This window comes from Rathayibacter sp. PhB179 (genome assembly GCF_004345345.1).
Taxonomy (GTDB): Bacteria; Actinomycetota; Actinomycetes; order Actinomycetales; family Microbacteriaceae; genus Rathayibacter; species Rathayibacter festucae.
The window spans coordinates 131046-144234 of sequence record NZ_SLVD01000006.1 but is presented as its reverse complement, the minus strand read 5'-3'; the positions used below and the strand labels follow the sequence as shown (position 1 = coordinate 144234).

Below are 13189 nucleotides of genomic sequence, written 5' to 3'. Positions count from 1 at the left end.
CTGGTCGAGCAGCCCCGCAGGGGCGTATCGAGACCCACCCGTCCGACCACCCCCGACCGCCCCCGTCTATCCTCGACGGGTGCGTCTCGTCATCGCGCGCTGCTCCGTCGACTACACCGGCCGTCTCAGCGCCCACCTCCCCCTCGCCACCCGCCTGCTGCTGGTCAAAGCCGACGGCAGCGTCCTCGTGCACTCCGACGGCGGCTCCTACAAGCCGCTGAACTGGATGAGCCCCCCGTGCACCCTCAGCACCGGCGAGCCCGACGAGGACGCCCGCGCGGCCGGCGTCCACGAGCAGTGGACGGTCACGCACCGCAAGACCGGCGACGCCCTGGTCGTCTCGATCCACGAGGTCCTGCACGATTCGGCGCACGAGCTCGGCGTCGATCCCGGCCTGATCAAGGACGGCGTCGAGGCGCACCTGCAGCGCCTGCTGGCCGAGCAGATCGATCTGCTCGGCGAGGGCCACACCCTCGTCCGGCGCGAGTACATGACGGCGATCGGACCGGTCGACATCCTCGCCCGCGATTCGAGCGGCGCCTCCGTGGCGGTCGAGATCAAGCGCCGAGGAGAGATCGACGGCGTCGAGCAGCTGACCCGCTATCTCGAGCTGATGAATCGCGATCCGCACCTCTCTCCGGTCACCGGAGTCTTCGCGGCGCAGGAGATCAAGCCGCAGGCGAGGACCCTCGCGCAGGACCGCGGAATCCGCTGCGTCGTGCTCGATTACGAGTCGATGCGCGGCGTCGACGATTCGCACACGCGCCTCTTCTAGCGCTCGCGTCCCCCTTTCCAGGGGCTCCGCGAGAATCCACGAGCGGTCGCGGAGAACAGCACGCGAAAGGCCCCGTCGACGGATCGACGGGGCCTTTCGACGATGCGGGCGCGACCTCTCGGTGCGCCCGGCGCGGCTCTACTTGTGAGCGGCGGCGTAGGCGGCCTGGACCTCGGCGGGGATGCGTCCGCGGTCGGACACCTGGTGTCCGTTGGCATTCGCCCACTCGCGGACGGCCTTCAGCTGCTTGGGGTCGCTCTTCGACGCCGAGGCGACCGACGTGGCGGCAGCGGGGCGCGAGCCGACACGGCGGCCGTTCGAGACGAACTTCTCGAGCACGGAGTGCAGCTCGGCGATGTTGTCCGGACCGAGGTCGATCTCGTAGTTGGCTCCGTCGATGCTGAAGCGGACGGTGCCGCCGTCCCCGGAGTCGATAGGGGTTCCGTCGATATCGTCGACAAGCGTGATCTTCTGGGCCACTTTTCCTCCTGGATGTCACTGACAGGAGGAGACATTACCCCTTCTTGTCGGCGGTCGAGCACTTATCGGCGCCATTCGCCCGATTCTCCGTCGTCATCTGCGCCGATACTCAGGATAAGCGTCGCAATCCGCCTGAGAATCGGCTCATCTCTCCGGCATCCGTCGTATAGCGCACTCGGACATCGAATGCGCGCGATTGTCGCGATGGATTCGAGAGATGGCGCGAACCCGGATACCGTGAAGACATGCCACGGAGGAACGGACCCCCTGCCCGCCCGTCGCGACCCGGCCCGTACCGCAACACCGCGGCGCGCGAAGCGCTCGAGGCACTGGTCGCCGACGCGACCGCGGAGGGGGTCGAGCGCCTCCTGGCCGCCTGCCTCGAGGGCTCGCTCGTCGTCGACGTGACCGGCTCGCAGCCCGGTGGCGTGCCGCACGTGCGCGTGGTCGCGACGACCACCGGCGAGCAGGTGCTCCCGCTGTTCACCTCGACCGACGAGCTGCGAGCCGCCGTCCCCCGGCAGCAGCACCCGCGCGTGCAGATGCTGGTCCTGCCCGGCCGCGAGGCGTTCGCGCTGATCCGCACCGCCGACTTCGTCGCCGTCCAGCTCGACGCCGGCTCGATCGCCCAGGTCGTCGCCCGGTCGTTCATCGAGCAGTCCCTCGACGCCGCGGCACCGTAGAGTGTTCCCCCCGACGGGGCACACCGCCGGGATCACGACGTCCCTCCGAGGGCAGGAGCCCGCCATGTCCGACACCACTCTCGCGCCCGACGCGCAGCCCGGCATCGAGGCGACCTGGAGCTGCATCCTCTTCGATCTCGACGGCACGATCACCGACTCGGCGCCCGGCATCACCGGCACCCTCGTCGACACCTTCGTCGAGCTCGGCCGCCCGGTGCCCACCCCCGTCGAGCTGCTCGCCTACGTCGGACCGCCGCTGCTCGACGCGTTCCGCGAGCTCGGCGGGATGAGCGTCGATGAGGCGCAGGCCGCCCTCGTCGTCTACCGCCGTCGCTACAACGCGGGCGGCCTCTTCGACTCCAGCGTCTACCCCGGCCTGCCGGAGCTGCTGGCGGGCATCGCCGCCGCCGGCATCCCGCTCTCGCTCGCCACCTCGAAGCCGGAGTCCGCCGCGCGCCGGGTCCTCGAGCACTACGGCCTCGCGCAGCACTTCACGATCATCTGCGGCGCCTCCGAGGACGAGGTCCGCAGCGCGAAGGCGGACGTCGTCGAGGAGGCGCTGCGCCGCCTCCGCGAGATCGGCGTCGACCTCTCCACGCCGGTCATGGTCGGCGACCGCGAGCACGACGTGCACGGCGCCGCCGCGCACGGGGTGCCGACGATCATGGTCGAGTGGGGCTACGGCTCCCCGCTCGAGGCGGTCGGCACCATCGCGGTGGCCGCGGGCGCGGACGAGCTGCGAGCGCTCCTGATGCCCTGAGGCCGGGCGCCCTTCCCGCCCCGCGCCCCGTACGATGAGGGCATGACTGGTCTGGGCGTCGTCCTCTCTTTCGTGCTGTTCCTCGGCGGCATCCTGGTGCTCGGCAACTCGTTCCTGCTGCCCGATCTCGCCGGGTTCCTCTTCTTCGGCGGGATCCTGATGATCTCGGCGTCGCTCGCGCTCGCCTTCCACCTGCTGCCGAAGTCGGAGTAGCGCCCGGCGCCGAGCCGGCGATCGAAGCGGCGCCGGCGGTCAGCCCAGGTAGTTCGCGTCGAGGTTGATGACGTTGCCGATGTAGACCGCCTCGCCCGCCCCCGCGACTCCGGGGTTCATCCGCAGGAGCTGCTGCACGGGGATCCCGAAGCGCTGGGCGATGTCGAAGAACGAGTCGCCCTCGACCACGGTGTAGGTCACGATGTCCCCCGCGCCGTTCGTCGTCGGCTCCCCGCTCGCTCCCGGGATCGCGCCGTTGTCGACGGCGAACGCCGTCTCGGGGATCACGGGCACGTCGTTCGGGGTGAAGGTGACGGTCGCCTCCGGCACCGGCACGAACACCGTGGCGGTCGACTGCGGAAGTGCGGCAGTGACGGTCGGATCGGGAGTCGGCGTCGCCGTCGCGAAGACCGTCACCGTGGGCGCAGGAGCCGGCGCGGAGCAGCCGGCGAGCACCCCCGCGGCCACCAGCGCGAGCAGTGCGCCTCCCAGAACTCGTGCGCGCATGTGCTCCCCCTCGTCGCGCCCACCCCCGGGCGCACGGATCCACCCTAGGAGACGTGCAGGGCGCTGCGATGCCGGACGACGCTCGGGAGCAGGCGTGCGGCGCGGATCAGGCGTGCGGCTCGGGCAGCAGCCGCAGCCCGCCGCCGCCGTTCGCCGCGTCCATCAGCACCTCGACCCAGGACGGGTTGATCGTGGGCTGGCGGCTGCCGGCGAAGTGGAACTGCAGGGCGATGTTCGGGTTCATCCAGAACGAGTGGCGGCCGCGGGCCCCCTCGGGCATCGAGTCGAGAGTGAGGCTGAAGCGCTCGTCGCGCCGGAACTTCGCGTAGACGACGATCTGCAGGTGGGCGAGGGTCCGGTCCTCGATCTCGATCACGGCCGGCGGTGTGCCGTAGAGGAATTGACCCATGACGCCAGCCTATCCCTAGTCCGGCTCTTTACTAGAATGTCTAGCTACTTCTCGGGTTCGTCGTCCGCGGCGGCGTCGATCTCGTCGACCGCGGCGCCCATCCGGCGGAGGAAGTTGACGACGACCTCGGCCTCGCCCGCGTCGAGGTCCTCCGCGATCTCGAGCATCCGGCGGTGCATCTCCTGCAGCGTCTCGCGGACCTCCTGATCGCTGTCGACCGTCGCCTCGACGACGATGCCGCGGCGGTCGCTGGGGTGCGGCTTCCGCACCAGGTGCCCGCTGCGCACGAGCCGGTCGATCAGCACGGTGGTCGAGGCGGAGGAGATCGAGAGGTGCGCGGCGAGATCCTTGGCGCTGACGAGGTCGCCCTCGCGCTGGCGCCGCAGCAGGAACTGGATCGCGATCAGGTCGGTCTCGCCCATCGCCATCTTCTCGCGCGTGCGGCGGCGCATCGCCACCTCGGAGACGCGGTACCCGCGCATCGCGCTGAGCACCTCGACGGCACGTCGCGTCGAGGACTCGTCCGGGTACCAGTAGCCGGCGCCGCCTCGGACCGTCGTCTCGCTCATCCGGCCATCCTAGACTCGCGTGCAATCAGAGCGTCTAGCGACCGGGGGCCGGTGCCGGCGGCCCGCCCGCCTACGCTGGACCGGTGACCGCCACCCTCGTCGCCAAGGGCCTCTCCGGAGGCTACGCGCACCGCACCCTGTTCGACCGCCTCGACCTCACGGTCGCCCCGGGCGACGTCGTCGGCGTCGTCGGCGCGAACGGAGCGGGCAAGTCCACCCTCCTGCGCATCCTCGCCGGCGAGACCGCCCCGCTCGACGGCAGCGTCGTACTCGCGCCCGGCGACGCGTTCGTCGGCTGGCTGCCCCAGGAGCACGAGCGCCGCGAGGGCGAGACCGTCGCCGGCTACATCGCCCGCCGCACCGGGGCCGCGGAGACCTCGGCCGAGCTCGACGCGGCCGCCTCCGCGCTGGCCGAGCCCGACCCCGACGGCCGCATCGCCGACCGCTACGCGCTCGCCCTCGACCGCTGGCTGGCGAGCGGCGCCGCCGACCTCGACGAGCGGACCCCGGTCGTCCTCGCCGACCTCGGCCTCGCCCTCGACCCGACGGGCCGCACCGGCGGCGTCTCCGCCGACTCCCTGATGACCTCGCTCTCCGGTGGCCAGGCGGCCCGCGTCGGCCTCGCCGCTCTCCTGCTCTCCCGCTTCGACGTCGTGCTTCTCGACGAGCCCACCAACGACCTCGACCTCGACGGCCTCGAGCGGCTCGAGGCGTTCGTCCGCGGCCTGCGCGGCGGAGTGGTGCTCGTCAGCCACGACCGGGAGTTCCTCGCCCGCAGCGTCACCCGCGTGCTCGAGCTCGACCTCGCGCAGAGCACCACCACCGTCTACGGCGGCGGCTACGACGCCTTCCTGGAGGAGCGCGAGACCGCCCGCCGCCAGCGCCGCGAGAAGTACGAGGACTTCGCGGACAAGAAGGAGGACCTCGTCTCGCGCGCCCGCACCCAGCGGGAGTGGTCGAGCCAGGGCGTCCGCAACGCGATGAAGAAGGCGCCCGACAACGACAAGATCCGCCGCAAGGCCTCGGCCGAGTCGAGCGAGAAGCAGGCCCAGAAGGTCCGCCAGATGGAGAGCCGCATCGCCCGGCTCGAGGAGGTGGAGGAGCCGCGCAAGGAGTGGCAGCTCGCCTTCACGATCGGCAGCGCCCCGCGCTCGAGCTCGGTCGTCTCGACGCTGAACGCAGCGGTGGCCCGCCGCGGCACCTTCACCCTCGGCCCGGTCTCGCTGCAGGTCGACGCGGGCGACCGGATCGGCATCACCGGGCCCAACGGCGCCGGGAAGTCGACGCTCCTGTCACTGCTGCTGGGCCGCTCCGCTCCGGAGGAGGGCGGCGCCTCGCTGGGCGCGAGCGTCGCCATCGGCGAGATCGACCAGGCGCGTGCGATGCTCGCCTCCGACGTCCCGCTCGCCGACGCCTTCGAGGCGCTGGTGCCGGAGTGGCCGACCGCCGAGGTGCGCACCCTGCTGGCCAAGTTCGGCCTCAAGGCCGACCACGTCTCGCGCCCCGTCGGCGAGCTCTCCCCCGGCGAGCGCACCCGCGCGGCCCTGGCGCTGCTGCAGGCGCGCGGCACGAACCTCCTCGTGCTGGACGAGCCGACCAACCACCTCGACCTCGCCGCGATCGAGCAGCTGGAGCAGGCGCTCGAGGCCTACGAGGGCACGCTGCTGCTGGTCACCCACGACCGCCGCATGCTCGAGACCGTGCAGCTGACCCGCCACTGGCACGTCGAGGCGGGCGTCGTCACCGAGCGCTGACCCGCGCGCCCCGGACACCCCCGCTCCCCCCCCCCTCCCTGCACTCTCCAGAAGTTGTCGTACTCGACCACCCACTACGACAACTTCTGGACCGCGGGTGCACCTCTCACTCCCGGCACTTCTTGCGCTCTCCAGAAGTCGTCGTACTCGACCCTCCGCTACGACAACTCTTGAGGAGTCGGGGCGCCGGAGTCAGAGCGACGCGGCGCGGGCCAGCAGCAGGGCGCGGGTGCGCTCGTTGCCGGCCAGCGCGGTGGCGACGGCGAGCTCGGCGCGCGCCTCCTCCCGCCGGCCGAGGCGCGCGAGCAGCTCGCCCCGCACGCTCGGCAGCAGGTGCGAGCCGCGGAGGACCCCGTCGGACGCCAGCCGGTCGACGATCAGCAGCGCGGAGGCCGGACCGGTCGCCATCGACACCGCGACGGCGCGGTTCAGCTCGACGACCGGGCTCGGCGACACCCGCCCGAGGATCTCGTACAGCAGCACGATGCGCTCCCAGTCGGTCGAGGCGACGCTCGGCGCGATCGCGTGGCACTCGGCGATCGCCGCCTGCAGCCCGTAGGACCCGCGGCCCTTGCCCACGCGGTCGGCGCGGCGCAGCGCCTCCCGGCCGCGCTCGATCTGCCCGCGGTCCCAGCGGGTGCGGTCCTGGTCCTCGAGCAGCACCGGCGAGCCGTCGGGCGCCGTCCGCGCCGCGAACCGCGAGGCCTGCAGCTCCATCAGGGCGAGCAGCCCCTGCACCTCGGGCTCGCGCGGGAGCAGCGCGGCGAGCACCCGCCCGAGCCGCAGCGCCTCCCCCGCCACCTCCGTGCGGAGCCAGCGATCGCCCGAGGTCGCGGCGTAGCCCTCCGTGAAGATCAGGTAGACGACCCCGAGCACCGCGTCGAGCCGTGCCCGCCACTCCGCCGGGTCCGGCACCTCGAACGGCACGCCCGACGCCGCGAGCGACTTCTTCGCCCGGACGATCCGCTGCTGGACGGTCGCGACCGGCACCAGGAACAGCCGGGCGATCGCCTCCGTCCCGAGCCCGCCGACGAGCCGCAGCGTGAGCGCGATGCTCGCCTCCCGCGAGAGGACGGGGTGGCAGGCGGTGAAGACCAGCCGGAGCACGTCGTCCTCGATCGGCCGCCACTCGTCGTCGACGCTCTCCTCGAGGGTGCGCGCGAGGAGGCGGTAGCGCTCGTCGAGCGCCGTCCGCCGCCGCCAGCCGTCGATCGCCCGGCGCTTCGCCACGGCCGTCAGCCAGGCCCCGGCGTTGCGCGGGACGCCGGTCGTGGGCCACTGCTCGAGCGCCTCGACCAGGGCCTCCTGCGCCAGGTCCTCGGCCAGGCCGACGTCGCCCGTCACCCGGGCGAGCGCACCGACGATGCGCGCGCTCTCGATCCGCCAGACGGCGTCGACCCGCGCCCGGGTCTCCTCCCCGGGAGGCGCCGGCGTCATGTCAGCCGTTCTCGGCGCGGGCCTTCTCGTCCTCGCGCCAGCCGGCCTCCTTCTGGAGGTACTCGTTGTCGGCGAAGTCCGCGAAGTCGCTCTCGTCGGTGACGCGGCGCACCTCCAGCTTGTTGCCGGGGACGAGCGGGCAGCGCAGCGCCCACTCCTTCGCCTCCTCCTTCGAGGACACCTGGATGATCCAGAAGCCGTTGAACAGCTCGTGCGTCTCGCCGTAGGGGCCGTCGGTGATCGCGGCCGGCTCGGAGGCGAAGTCGACGACGAATCCCGAGGTCGCGACGTCGTCGGCGAGCCCCTCGCCCGCGAGCAGGACGCCGGCGGTGATCATCGCCTCGTTGTACTGCCCCATCCGGGTGATGATCTCGTCGAACGGGATCGCCTCGTAGGCGGCCTTGGCGGCATCGGTCGCGCGCATGATCAGCATGTACTTCACGGTGGTCTCCTCGGGATTCGCGGGCGCCCTCTGCGCCCTCCTACTATCCCGTCGAACGGCGCCCGCCGATATCGACATCCCCGCCGAGAAGAATCGGAATCATGCCGGTCGGCGTCTCGGTGGTGAGGGAAAGGACGCGCAGCGTCCTGTTCATGCTGGTCGAGTAGCCCCGGAGGGGCGTATCGAGACCCGCCGTCACCAGCGGGGCGGGCCTGCAGACCCGCCTTCTGACGCAGGTGGATCTCGATACGCCCGTTGCGCGGGCTGCTCGATCAGCATGAACCGCCGGCGACCACGCCGGTCGAGCAGCCCGACGGACCGGAATCATGCCGGTCGAGCAGTCCGACGGATCGAAGACATGCTGGTCGAGTAGCCCCGAAGGGGCGTATCGAGACCCACCACCCTCGGCACCCCGGCTCCGCAGACCACCCCGCGCCGCGGATCAGCCCACCGCGTCCAGCAGCGCCCGCACCACGGCCGCCGAGCGGTCCGCCGCGTCGTCCACGTGAGCCTCGAACGATCCGGGCTCGCAGAGGTCCGAGATACCGCGCACCGACACGAACGGCAGCCCGTGCACGTACGCGGTCTGCGCGAGCGAGACGGACTCCATGTCCGTCGCCAGCGCCCCGTCGTACAGCCCGCGCACCCGCGCCACATGGTCGCCCGAGACGAAGACGTCGCCCGAGACGATCAGCCCGCGCCGCACCGTGATCGCTGCACCGTCCGGCATCGCCGCGTCGAGGTCCGCGGCGAGCGCCGCCGCGTGCCCGGAGTAGCGCGCCGGCATCCCCGGCACCTGCCCCATCGCGTAGCCGAACGCCTGCGCGTCCGCATCGGTCTGCACGTACTCGTCGCCGACGACCACGTCGCCGACGCGCACCTCGGCACCGAGCCCGCCCGCCGACCCGGCGCTGATCACGAGCGGCGCGCCCCCCACCCGGAGGACCGCCGCCGTCAGCCCGCCGGCCGCGTTCACGAGCCCCACGCCGGTGCGCACGAGCAGCACCGGGTGGCCGCCGACCTCGAGCGACCACTGCAGCGCGTTGCCCACGGCGACGGGCTCCGGGGCGCCGCCCGCCGCCACGAGGAACGGCTCGGCCTCCTCGTCCATCGCGACGAGGACGATCGCCTCGACCGCGCTCACGCGGTGACCTGCTCCCACTGGTCGCGCTCCGCGAGGAACGTGCGCGCCGCGTCCTGGGCGCCCTCGAGCGAGTGGTTCGCGCCCCAGCCGCACTGCGTCTCGTTGGCGGCGGGGACCTCGGTGGCCTCGGTGATGTCGCGGAGGGTCGACTCGACCAGGTCGAGCACCTCGGCGAGCTCGGGCTCGCCCTGCAGGATCAGGTAGAAGCCGGTCTGGCAGCCCATCGGCGAGAAGTCGACGACGCGGTCGGAGTGGTTGCGCGACTTCTCCGCGAACAGGTGCTCGAGCGAGTGCACGGTCGGCATCTCGAGGTGGCCGTGGTTGGGCTGGGTGAAGCGCACGTCGTACTTGACGAGGTGGTCCCCGGCCGGAAGCGTCTTCGCGTCGGCCAGGCGCACATAGGGCGCGGCGACGGTGCGGTGATCGAGGTTGAACGACTCGACGTTCATGCGCGGCTGATCCACGGTGGTCTCCTTCTCCTGGGGTCCCTCCATTGTCCCCCGCGCCTCCGACAGCGGCCCGAGCGCCCTGCACGCTGATCGAGCAGCCCGCCCAGCGGGCGTCCCGTGATCCACCGTCACGCCTACCGACGGTGGACGGGTCTCGATGCGCCCCCGCGATCCATGCTGATCGAGCAGCCCGCGCAGCGGGCGTCTCGAGATCCGCCGTCACCGAGAGCTCGTTCCGCAGCCCCGGCCGGGCCGACGGCGCCGGGCTGTGCATCGCGGCCGACCGGTGTCCGTCTGCGCGCCTACCGCGCCGTCGCGTCCTCGCCCGGCACGAAGCGGTAGCCCATCCCCGCCTCCGTCAGCAGGAACCGCGGGTGCGCGGGATCGGGCTCGAGCTTCTTGCGGAGCTGCGCGAGGTACAGCCGGAGGTAGCCGGTGTCGGTCACGTGGGTCGGCCCCCAGATCTCGTCGAGCAGCGAGCGCCGGGTGACCAGCTTGCCCGCGTTCCGCACGAGGATCTCCAGCACCTGCCACTCCGTCGGCGTGAGCCGCACCGCGGCACCGTCGCGCATCGCGCTCTTCGCCGCCAGGTCGACGGTCACGTCGCCGATCCGCACCGTCGGCTCGCCCTCGGCCGGCTGCACGCGCCGCGACAGGGCCCGGATGCGCGCGAGCACCTCGTCCATCGAGAACGGCTTGGTCACGTAGTCGTCGGCCCCCGCGTCGAGGGCACCGACCTTGTCCGCCGACCCGGTGCGCCCCGAGACGACCAGCACCGGCGCGCTCGTCCAGCCGCGCAGCGCCTGGATCACCTCGACCCCGTCGAGCCGCGGCATGCCGAGGTCGATCATGTAGAGGTCCGGCCGCTCGTCGATGGCGCGGTTGATCGCCTCGGTCCCGTCGCCCGCGGTGACCACGTCGTAGCCGCGGGCGGTCAGGGTGATCCGCAGCGCGCGCAGGATCTGCGGGTCGTCGTCGGCGATCAGGATCTTCATGCGGCTCCTCCCGAAGCATCGGCTCCCGCGGCCCGCCGCTCGGCGGCATCGGTTTCGGCGACATCGGTCTGGGCGGCATCGGTCCGGACGGCCGCGTCGTCCGCCACCACCGGCAGCGTCACCACCATCGTCAGCCCGCCGCCCGGGGTGTCCTCGGCCTCGAGCGTCCCGCCCATCCCCTCGGTGAACCCCTTCGACAGGGCGAGCCCCAGCCCCAGCCCGGTCGTGTTGTCGTCGTCACCCAGGCGCTGGAACGGCACGAAGACCTCCTCCCGGCGCTCGGGCGCGATCCCGGGGCCGTGGTCGACGATCCGGAGCTGCGCCGTGCCGCCGAAGACGCTGGTCGACACGCGCACCCGGGTCCCCTGCGGCGCATAGCGCACCGCGTTCGCCAAGAGGTTCACCACGACCCGCTGCAGCAGCACGCCGTCGGCGAGCAGCTCCGGCCCGTCCGGATCCAGGTCGAGGTCGACCTCCCCCGGACCGAGCCCCAGCTCGTCGAGAGCGGGCAGCACGACATCGGCCGCGTCCAGCGGCGCGAGCGACACGCCGAGCACTCCCGCCTCGAGCCGGGTCACGTCGAGCAGGTCGGTGACCAGCGCGCCCAGGGTGGTGAGGCTCTCGTCCGCGGTCGCGAGCAGCTCCGCCCGGTCGCCCTCGCTCCACTCCACGTCGCGCGAGCGCAGCCCCGAGACGGCGGCGGTGGCGGCCGCCAGCGGCCGGCGCAGGTCGTGGCTGACCGCCGAGAGCAGGGCGCTGCGCATCCGATCGGTCTCGGCCAGCGGAGCCAGCGAGCTCGCCGTCGCGCTCAGCGCCTCCCGCTCGAGCGCGGAGTCGAGCTGCGCGGCGACCACCTGCAGCAGCCGCCGCTCGCTGCCCTCCAGCTCGCGGCCGTGCAGCTCGAGCTCCGCCTGCGCGCCCACCGGGATCCGCGCGGGCTCGCCCGCGGCCGTCGGCTCGCCGTCCGCGGCGACCACCGCGCCGTCCCGCACCAGCCGGACGCCGGTGAGGCCGAACGCCTCGCGCGCGCGCTCGAGGATCGCCTGCAGCGCACCCTGGCCGCGGATCACCCCGCCCGCGATCGTCGCGAGCAGCTCCGCCTCGGCTCCGGACCGCTTCGCCGCGCGGGAGCGCCGGGCCGCCCGGTCCACCACGGCGCTGACCAGCACCGCGTTGAGGACGTAGAGCGCGAGCGCGAGCTCGTGCAGCGGCTCGTCGACGGAGATCGTGTAGAGCGGATCGACGAAGAAGTAGTCGAGGGTCAGCCCCGAGAGGACGGCCGCGAACAGCGCGGGCCAGAGCCCGCCGACCAGCGCGACGAGCACGACGAGCAGCTGGTACGAGAGCACGTCGCTGGTGATCGACTCGTCGCTCCGCAGGCTCGCCATCAGCCAGGTGACCAGCGGCCCGCCGACCAGCGCGAGGGCCGTGCCGAAGAGCCGGCGCCGCAGCGTCAGCGCTCCGCCGAGTCGCGGCAGCACCGCCGCGCGACCGGCGGCCGAATGGCTGACGATGTGGACGTCGATGTCGCCCGACTCGCGGATCACGGTCGCGCCGATCCCCGGAGTGAGCGCCGCGGCGAGGCGGCTGCGCCGGCTCACACCGAGCACCAGCTGCGTGGCGTCCACCGAGCGGGCGAACGCGACGAGGGTGCGCGGCACGTCCTCGCCGACCACCTGGTGGTAGCTGCCGCCGAGCGACTCGACGAGCGCACGCTGCGCCGCGAGCACCTCGGGCCGCGGCGTCCGCAGTCCGTCCGGCGTCAGCACGTGCACGGCGAGCAGGTCCCCGCCGGAGGCGCGCGCCGCGATCCGCGCACCGCGGCGCAGCAGAGTCTCGCCCTCCGAGCCGCCGGTCAGCGTCACGACCACGCGCTCGCGGGCGGCCCAGGTGCTGTCGATGCCGTGCTCGCCGCGGTAGTCGCGGAGCGCACTGTCCACCTCGTCCGCGAGCCAGAGCAGTGCCAGCTCGCGCAGCGCGGTGAGCGTGCCGAGGCGGAAGCGGTGCGAGAGCTCGGCGTCGATCCGCTCGGGCGGGAAGACGCGGCCCGCGGCGAGCCGGTCGCGCAGCGCCTGCGGAGCGAGGTCGACGAGCTCGATCCGGTCGGCGGCGCGGAGCACGGCGTCGGGGATCGTCTCGTGCGGCCGCGCCCCCGTGATCGCCTCGACGACGTCGTTCAGCGAGGCGATGTGCTGGATGTCGACGGTCGTGAGCACGGTGATGCCGGCGTCGAGGAGCTCCGCCACGTCCTCCCAGCGCTTCCGGTGCGACGAGCCGGGAGCGTTGGTGTGCGCGAGCTCGTCGACCAGCGCGATGTCCGGTCGGCGGGCGAGCACCGCCGCCGGGTCCATCTCCTCGAGTCGCGCACCGAGGTGCAGCACCGGGCGCCGCGGGACGACCTCGAGGCCCTCGATCCTCGCGGCGGTCTCGGCGCGGCCGTGCGTCTCGACGACCGCGATCACGACGTCGCGGCCCTCGGCGGCGAGCCGGACGCCCTCCTCGAGCATCGTGGAGGTCGTGCCGACGCCGGGCGCCGCTCCCAGCAGCACGCGCAGGCGGCCCTTCGTCATGC

Annotated in this window: 15 protein-coding genes; 5 read left to right on the top strand and 10 right to left on the bottom strand. The window is 72.8% G+C overall.

All coding sequences use genetic code 11. The features are described from left to right. The first annotated feature begins 79 nt into the window (after positions 1 to 79). On the top strand, positions 80 to 775 hold the full coding sequence (nucS, locus tag EDF43_RS13615; RefSeq protein ID WP_123736183.1) for an endonuclease NucS: 696 nt from the start codon (positions 80 to 82) through the stop codon (positions 773 to 775). Between the two features lie 138 nt (positions 776 to 913). Here nucS and EDF43_RS13610 read toward each other — a convergent pair whose 3' ends face one another. Then, complete coding sequence (locus tag EDF43_RS13610) at positions 914 to 1255, bottom strand: Lsr2 family protein (protein WP_123447211.1); 342 nt, start codon at positions 1253 to 1255, stop codon at positions 914 to 916. Positions 1256 to 1500: 245 nt separating this feature from the next. Between EDF43_RS13610 and EDF43_RS13605 the strand changes: the two genes are divergently transcribed. The 3 genes from EDF43_RS13605 (at position 1501) to EDF43_RS21890 (ending at position 2911) form a co-directional block, all read left to right on the top strand. Further along, positions 1501 to 1938 carry an SseB family protein gene (locus tag EDF43_RS13605; RefSeq protein WP_132437339.1) on the top strand — a complete coding sequence of 146 codons (438 nt, stop codon included), beginning with the start codon at positions 1501 to 1503 and terminating at the stop codon, positions 1936 to 1938. A 64-nt stretch (positions 1939 to 2002) separates the two neighbouring features. After that, positions 2003 to 2698, top strand: a complete 696-nt coding sequence (locus EDF43_RS13600; protein ID WP_132437338.1) for an HAD hydrolase-like protein — start codon at positions 2003 to 2005, stop codon at positions 2696 to 2698. A 42-nt stretch (positions 2699 to 2740) separates the two neighbouring features. Beyond that, positions 2741 to 2911: a hypothetical protein gene (locus EDF43_RS21890; RefSeq protein WP_164874567.1), complete on the top strand. Its 171-nt coding sequence runs from the start codon at positions 2741 to 2743 to the stop codon at positions 2909 to 2911. Positions 2912 to 2950: 39 nt separating this feature from the next. Here the strand turns inward: EDF43_RS21890 and EDF43_RS13595 are convergent, their stop codons facing one another. From EDF43_RS13595 to EDF43_RS13585, 3 genes are all read right to left on the bottom strand, one after another. Beyond that, positions 2951 to 3418: a LysM domain-containing protein gene (locus EDF43_RS13595; protein ID WP_123736181.1), complete on the bottom strand. Its 468-nt coding sequence runs from the start codon at positions 3416 to 3418 to the stop codon at positions 2951 to 2953. Positions 3419 to 3524: 106 nt separating this feature from the next. Beyond that, on the bottom strand, positions 3525 to 3827 hold the full coding sequence (locus EDF43_RS13590) for an ATP-dependent DNA ligase (protein WP_123447216.1): 303 nt from the start codon (positions 3825 to 3827) through the stop codon (positions 3525 to 3527). Positions 3828 to 3871: 44 nt separating this feature from the next. Next, a complete protein-coding gene (locus tag EDF43_RS13585) occupies positions 3872 to 4396 on the bottom strand; it encodes a MarR family transcriptional regulator (RefSeq protein WP_132437337.1) in 525 nt (174 codons plus the stop codon). 83 nt (positions 4397 to 4479) lie between these two features. On the opposite strand from EDF43_RS13585, the gene EDF43_RS13580 reads away from it, so the two are divergent. Continuing rightward, on the top strand, positions 4480 to 6150 hold the full coding sequence (locus tag EDF43_RS13580) for an ABC-F family ATP-binding cassette domain-containing protein (protein ID WP_132437336.1): 1671 nt from the start codon (positions 4480 to 4482) through the stop codon (positions 6148 to 6150). Positions 6151 to 6342: 192 nt separating this feature from the next. On the opposite strand, the gene EDF43_RS13575 is transcribed toward EDF43_RS13580, so the two are convergent. The 6 genes from EDF43_RS13575 to EDF43_RS13550 all read right to left on the bottom strand — a co-directional run bounded on the left by EDF43_RS13575 (position 6343) and on the right by EDF43_RS13550 (position 13187). Continuing rightward, on the bottom strand, positions 6343 to 7587 hold the full coding sequence (locus EDF43_RS13575) for an RNA polymerase sigma factor (RefSeq protein ID WP_132437335.1): 1245 nt from the start codon (positions 7585 to 7587) through the stop codon (positions 6343 to 6345). A 1-nt stretch (position 7588) separates the two neighbouring features. After that, on the bottom strand, positions 7589 to 8029 hold the full coding sequence (locus EDF43_RS13570) for a YciI family protein (RefSeq protein WP_123706090.1): 441 nt from the start codon (positions 8027 to 8029) through the stop codon (positions 7589 to 7591). Between the two features lie 442 nt (positions 8030 to 8471). Then, complete coding sequence (gene mtnN / locus EDF43_RS13565) at positions 8472 to 9173, bottom strand: 5'-methylthioadenosine/S-adenosylhomocysteine nucleosidase (RefSeq protein WP_243646313.1); 702 nt, start codon at positions 9171 to 9173, stop codon at positions 8472 to 8474. Further along, positions 9170 to 9622 (bottom strand): S-ribosylhomocysteine lyase, encoded by a 453-nt coding sequence (locus EDF43_RS13560; protein ID WP_123736308.1) that lies wholly within the window; start codon positions 9620 to 9622, stop codon positions 9170 to 9172. The genes mtnN and EDF43_RS13560 overlap by 4 nt, the downstream gene beginning before the upstream one ends. 302 nt (positions 9623 to 9924) lie before the next feature. After that, positions 9925 to 10617 carry a response regulator gene (locus tag EDF43_RS13555; RefSeq protein ID WP_132437334.1) on the bottom strand — a complete coding sequence of 231 codons (693 nt, stop codon included), beginning with the start codon at positions 10615 to 10617 and terminating at the stop codon, positions 9925 to 9927. After that, a complete protein-coding gene (locus tag EDF43_RS13550) occupies positions 10614 to 13187 on the bottom strand; it encodes an ATP-binding protein (protein ID WP_132437333.1) in 2574 nt (857 codons plus the stop codon). Before EDF43_RS13550 ends, EDF43_RS13555 begins: the two co-directional genes overlap by 4 nt. Between the last annotated feature and the right edge of the window lie 2 nt (positions 13188 to 13189).

What these genes read in the sequence shown, in the direction of transcription:
- EDF43_RS13605 (WP_132437339.1), top strand. Translation starts at nt 1,501, where the DNA reads ATGCCACGGAGGAACGGACCCCCTGCCCGCCCGTCGCGACCCGGCCCG.
- EDF43_RS13600 (WP_132437338.1), top strand. Translation starts at nt 2,003, where the DNA reads ATGTCCGACACCACTCTCGCGCCCGACGCGCAGCCCGGCATCGAGGCG.
- EDF43_RS21890 (WP_164874567.1), top strand. Translation starts at nt 2,741, where the DNA reads ATGACTGGTCTGGGCGTCGTCCTCTCTTTCGTGCTGTTCCTCGGCGGC.
- EDF43_RS13595 (WP_123736181.1), bottom strand. Translation starts at nt 3,418, where the DNA reads ATGCGCGCACGAGTTCTGGGAGGCGCACTGCTCGCGCTGGTGGCCGCG.
- EDF43_RS13590 (WP_123447216.1), bottom strand. Translation starts at nt 3,827, where the DNA reads ATGGGTCAATTCCTCTACGGCACACCGCCGGCCGTGATCGAGATCGAG.
- EDF43_RS13585 (WP_132437337.1), bottom strand. Translation starts at nt 4,396, where the DNA reads ATGAGCGAGACGACGGTCCGAGGCGGCGCCGGCTACTGGTACCCGGAC.
- EDF43_RS13575 (WP_132437335.1), bottom strand. Translation starts at nt 7,587, where the DNA reads ATGACGCCGGCGCCTCCCGGGGAGGAGACCCGGGCGCGGGTCGACGCC.
- EDF43_RS13560 (WP_123736308.1), bottom strand. Translation starts at nt 9,622, where the DNA reads ATGAACGTCGAGTCGTTCAACCTCGATCACCGCACCGTCGCCGCGCCC.
- EDF43_RS13555 (WP_132437334.1), bottom strand. Translation starts at nt 10,617, where the DNA reads ATGAAGATCCTGATCGCCGACGACGACCCGCAGATCCTGCGCGCGCTG.
- EDF43_RS13550 (WP_132437333.1), bottom strand. Translation starts at nt 13,187, where the DNA reads ATGACGAAGGGCCGCCTGCGCGTGCTGCTGGGAGCGGCGCCCGGCGTC.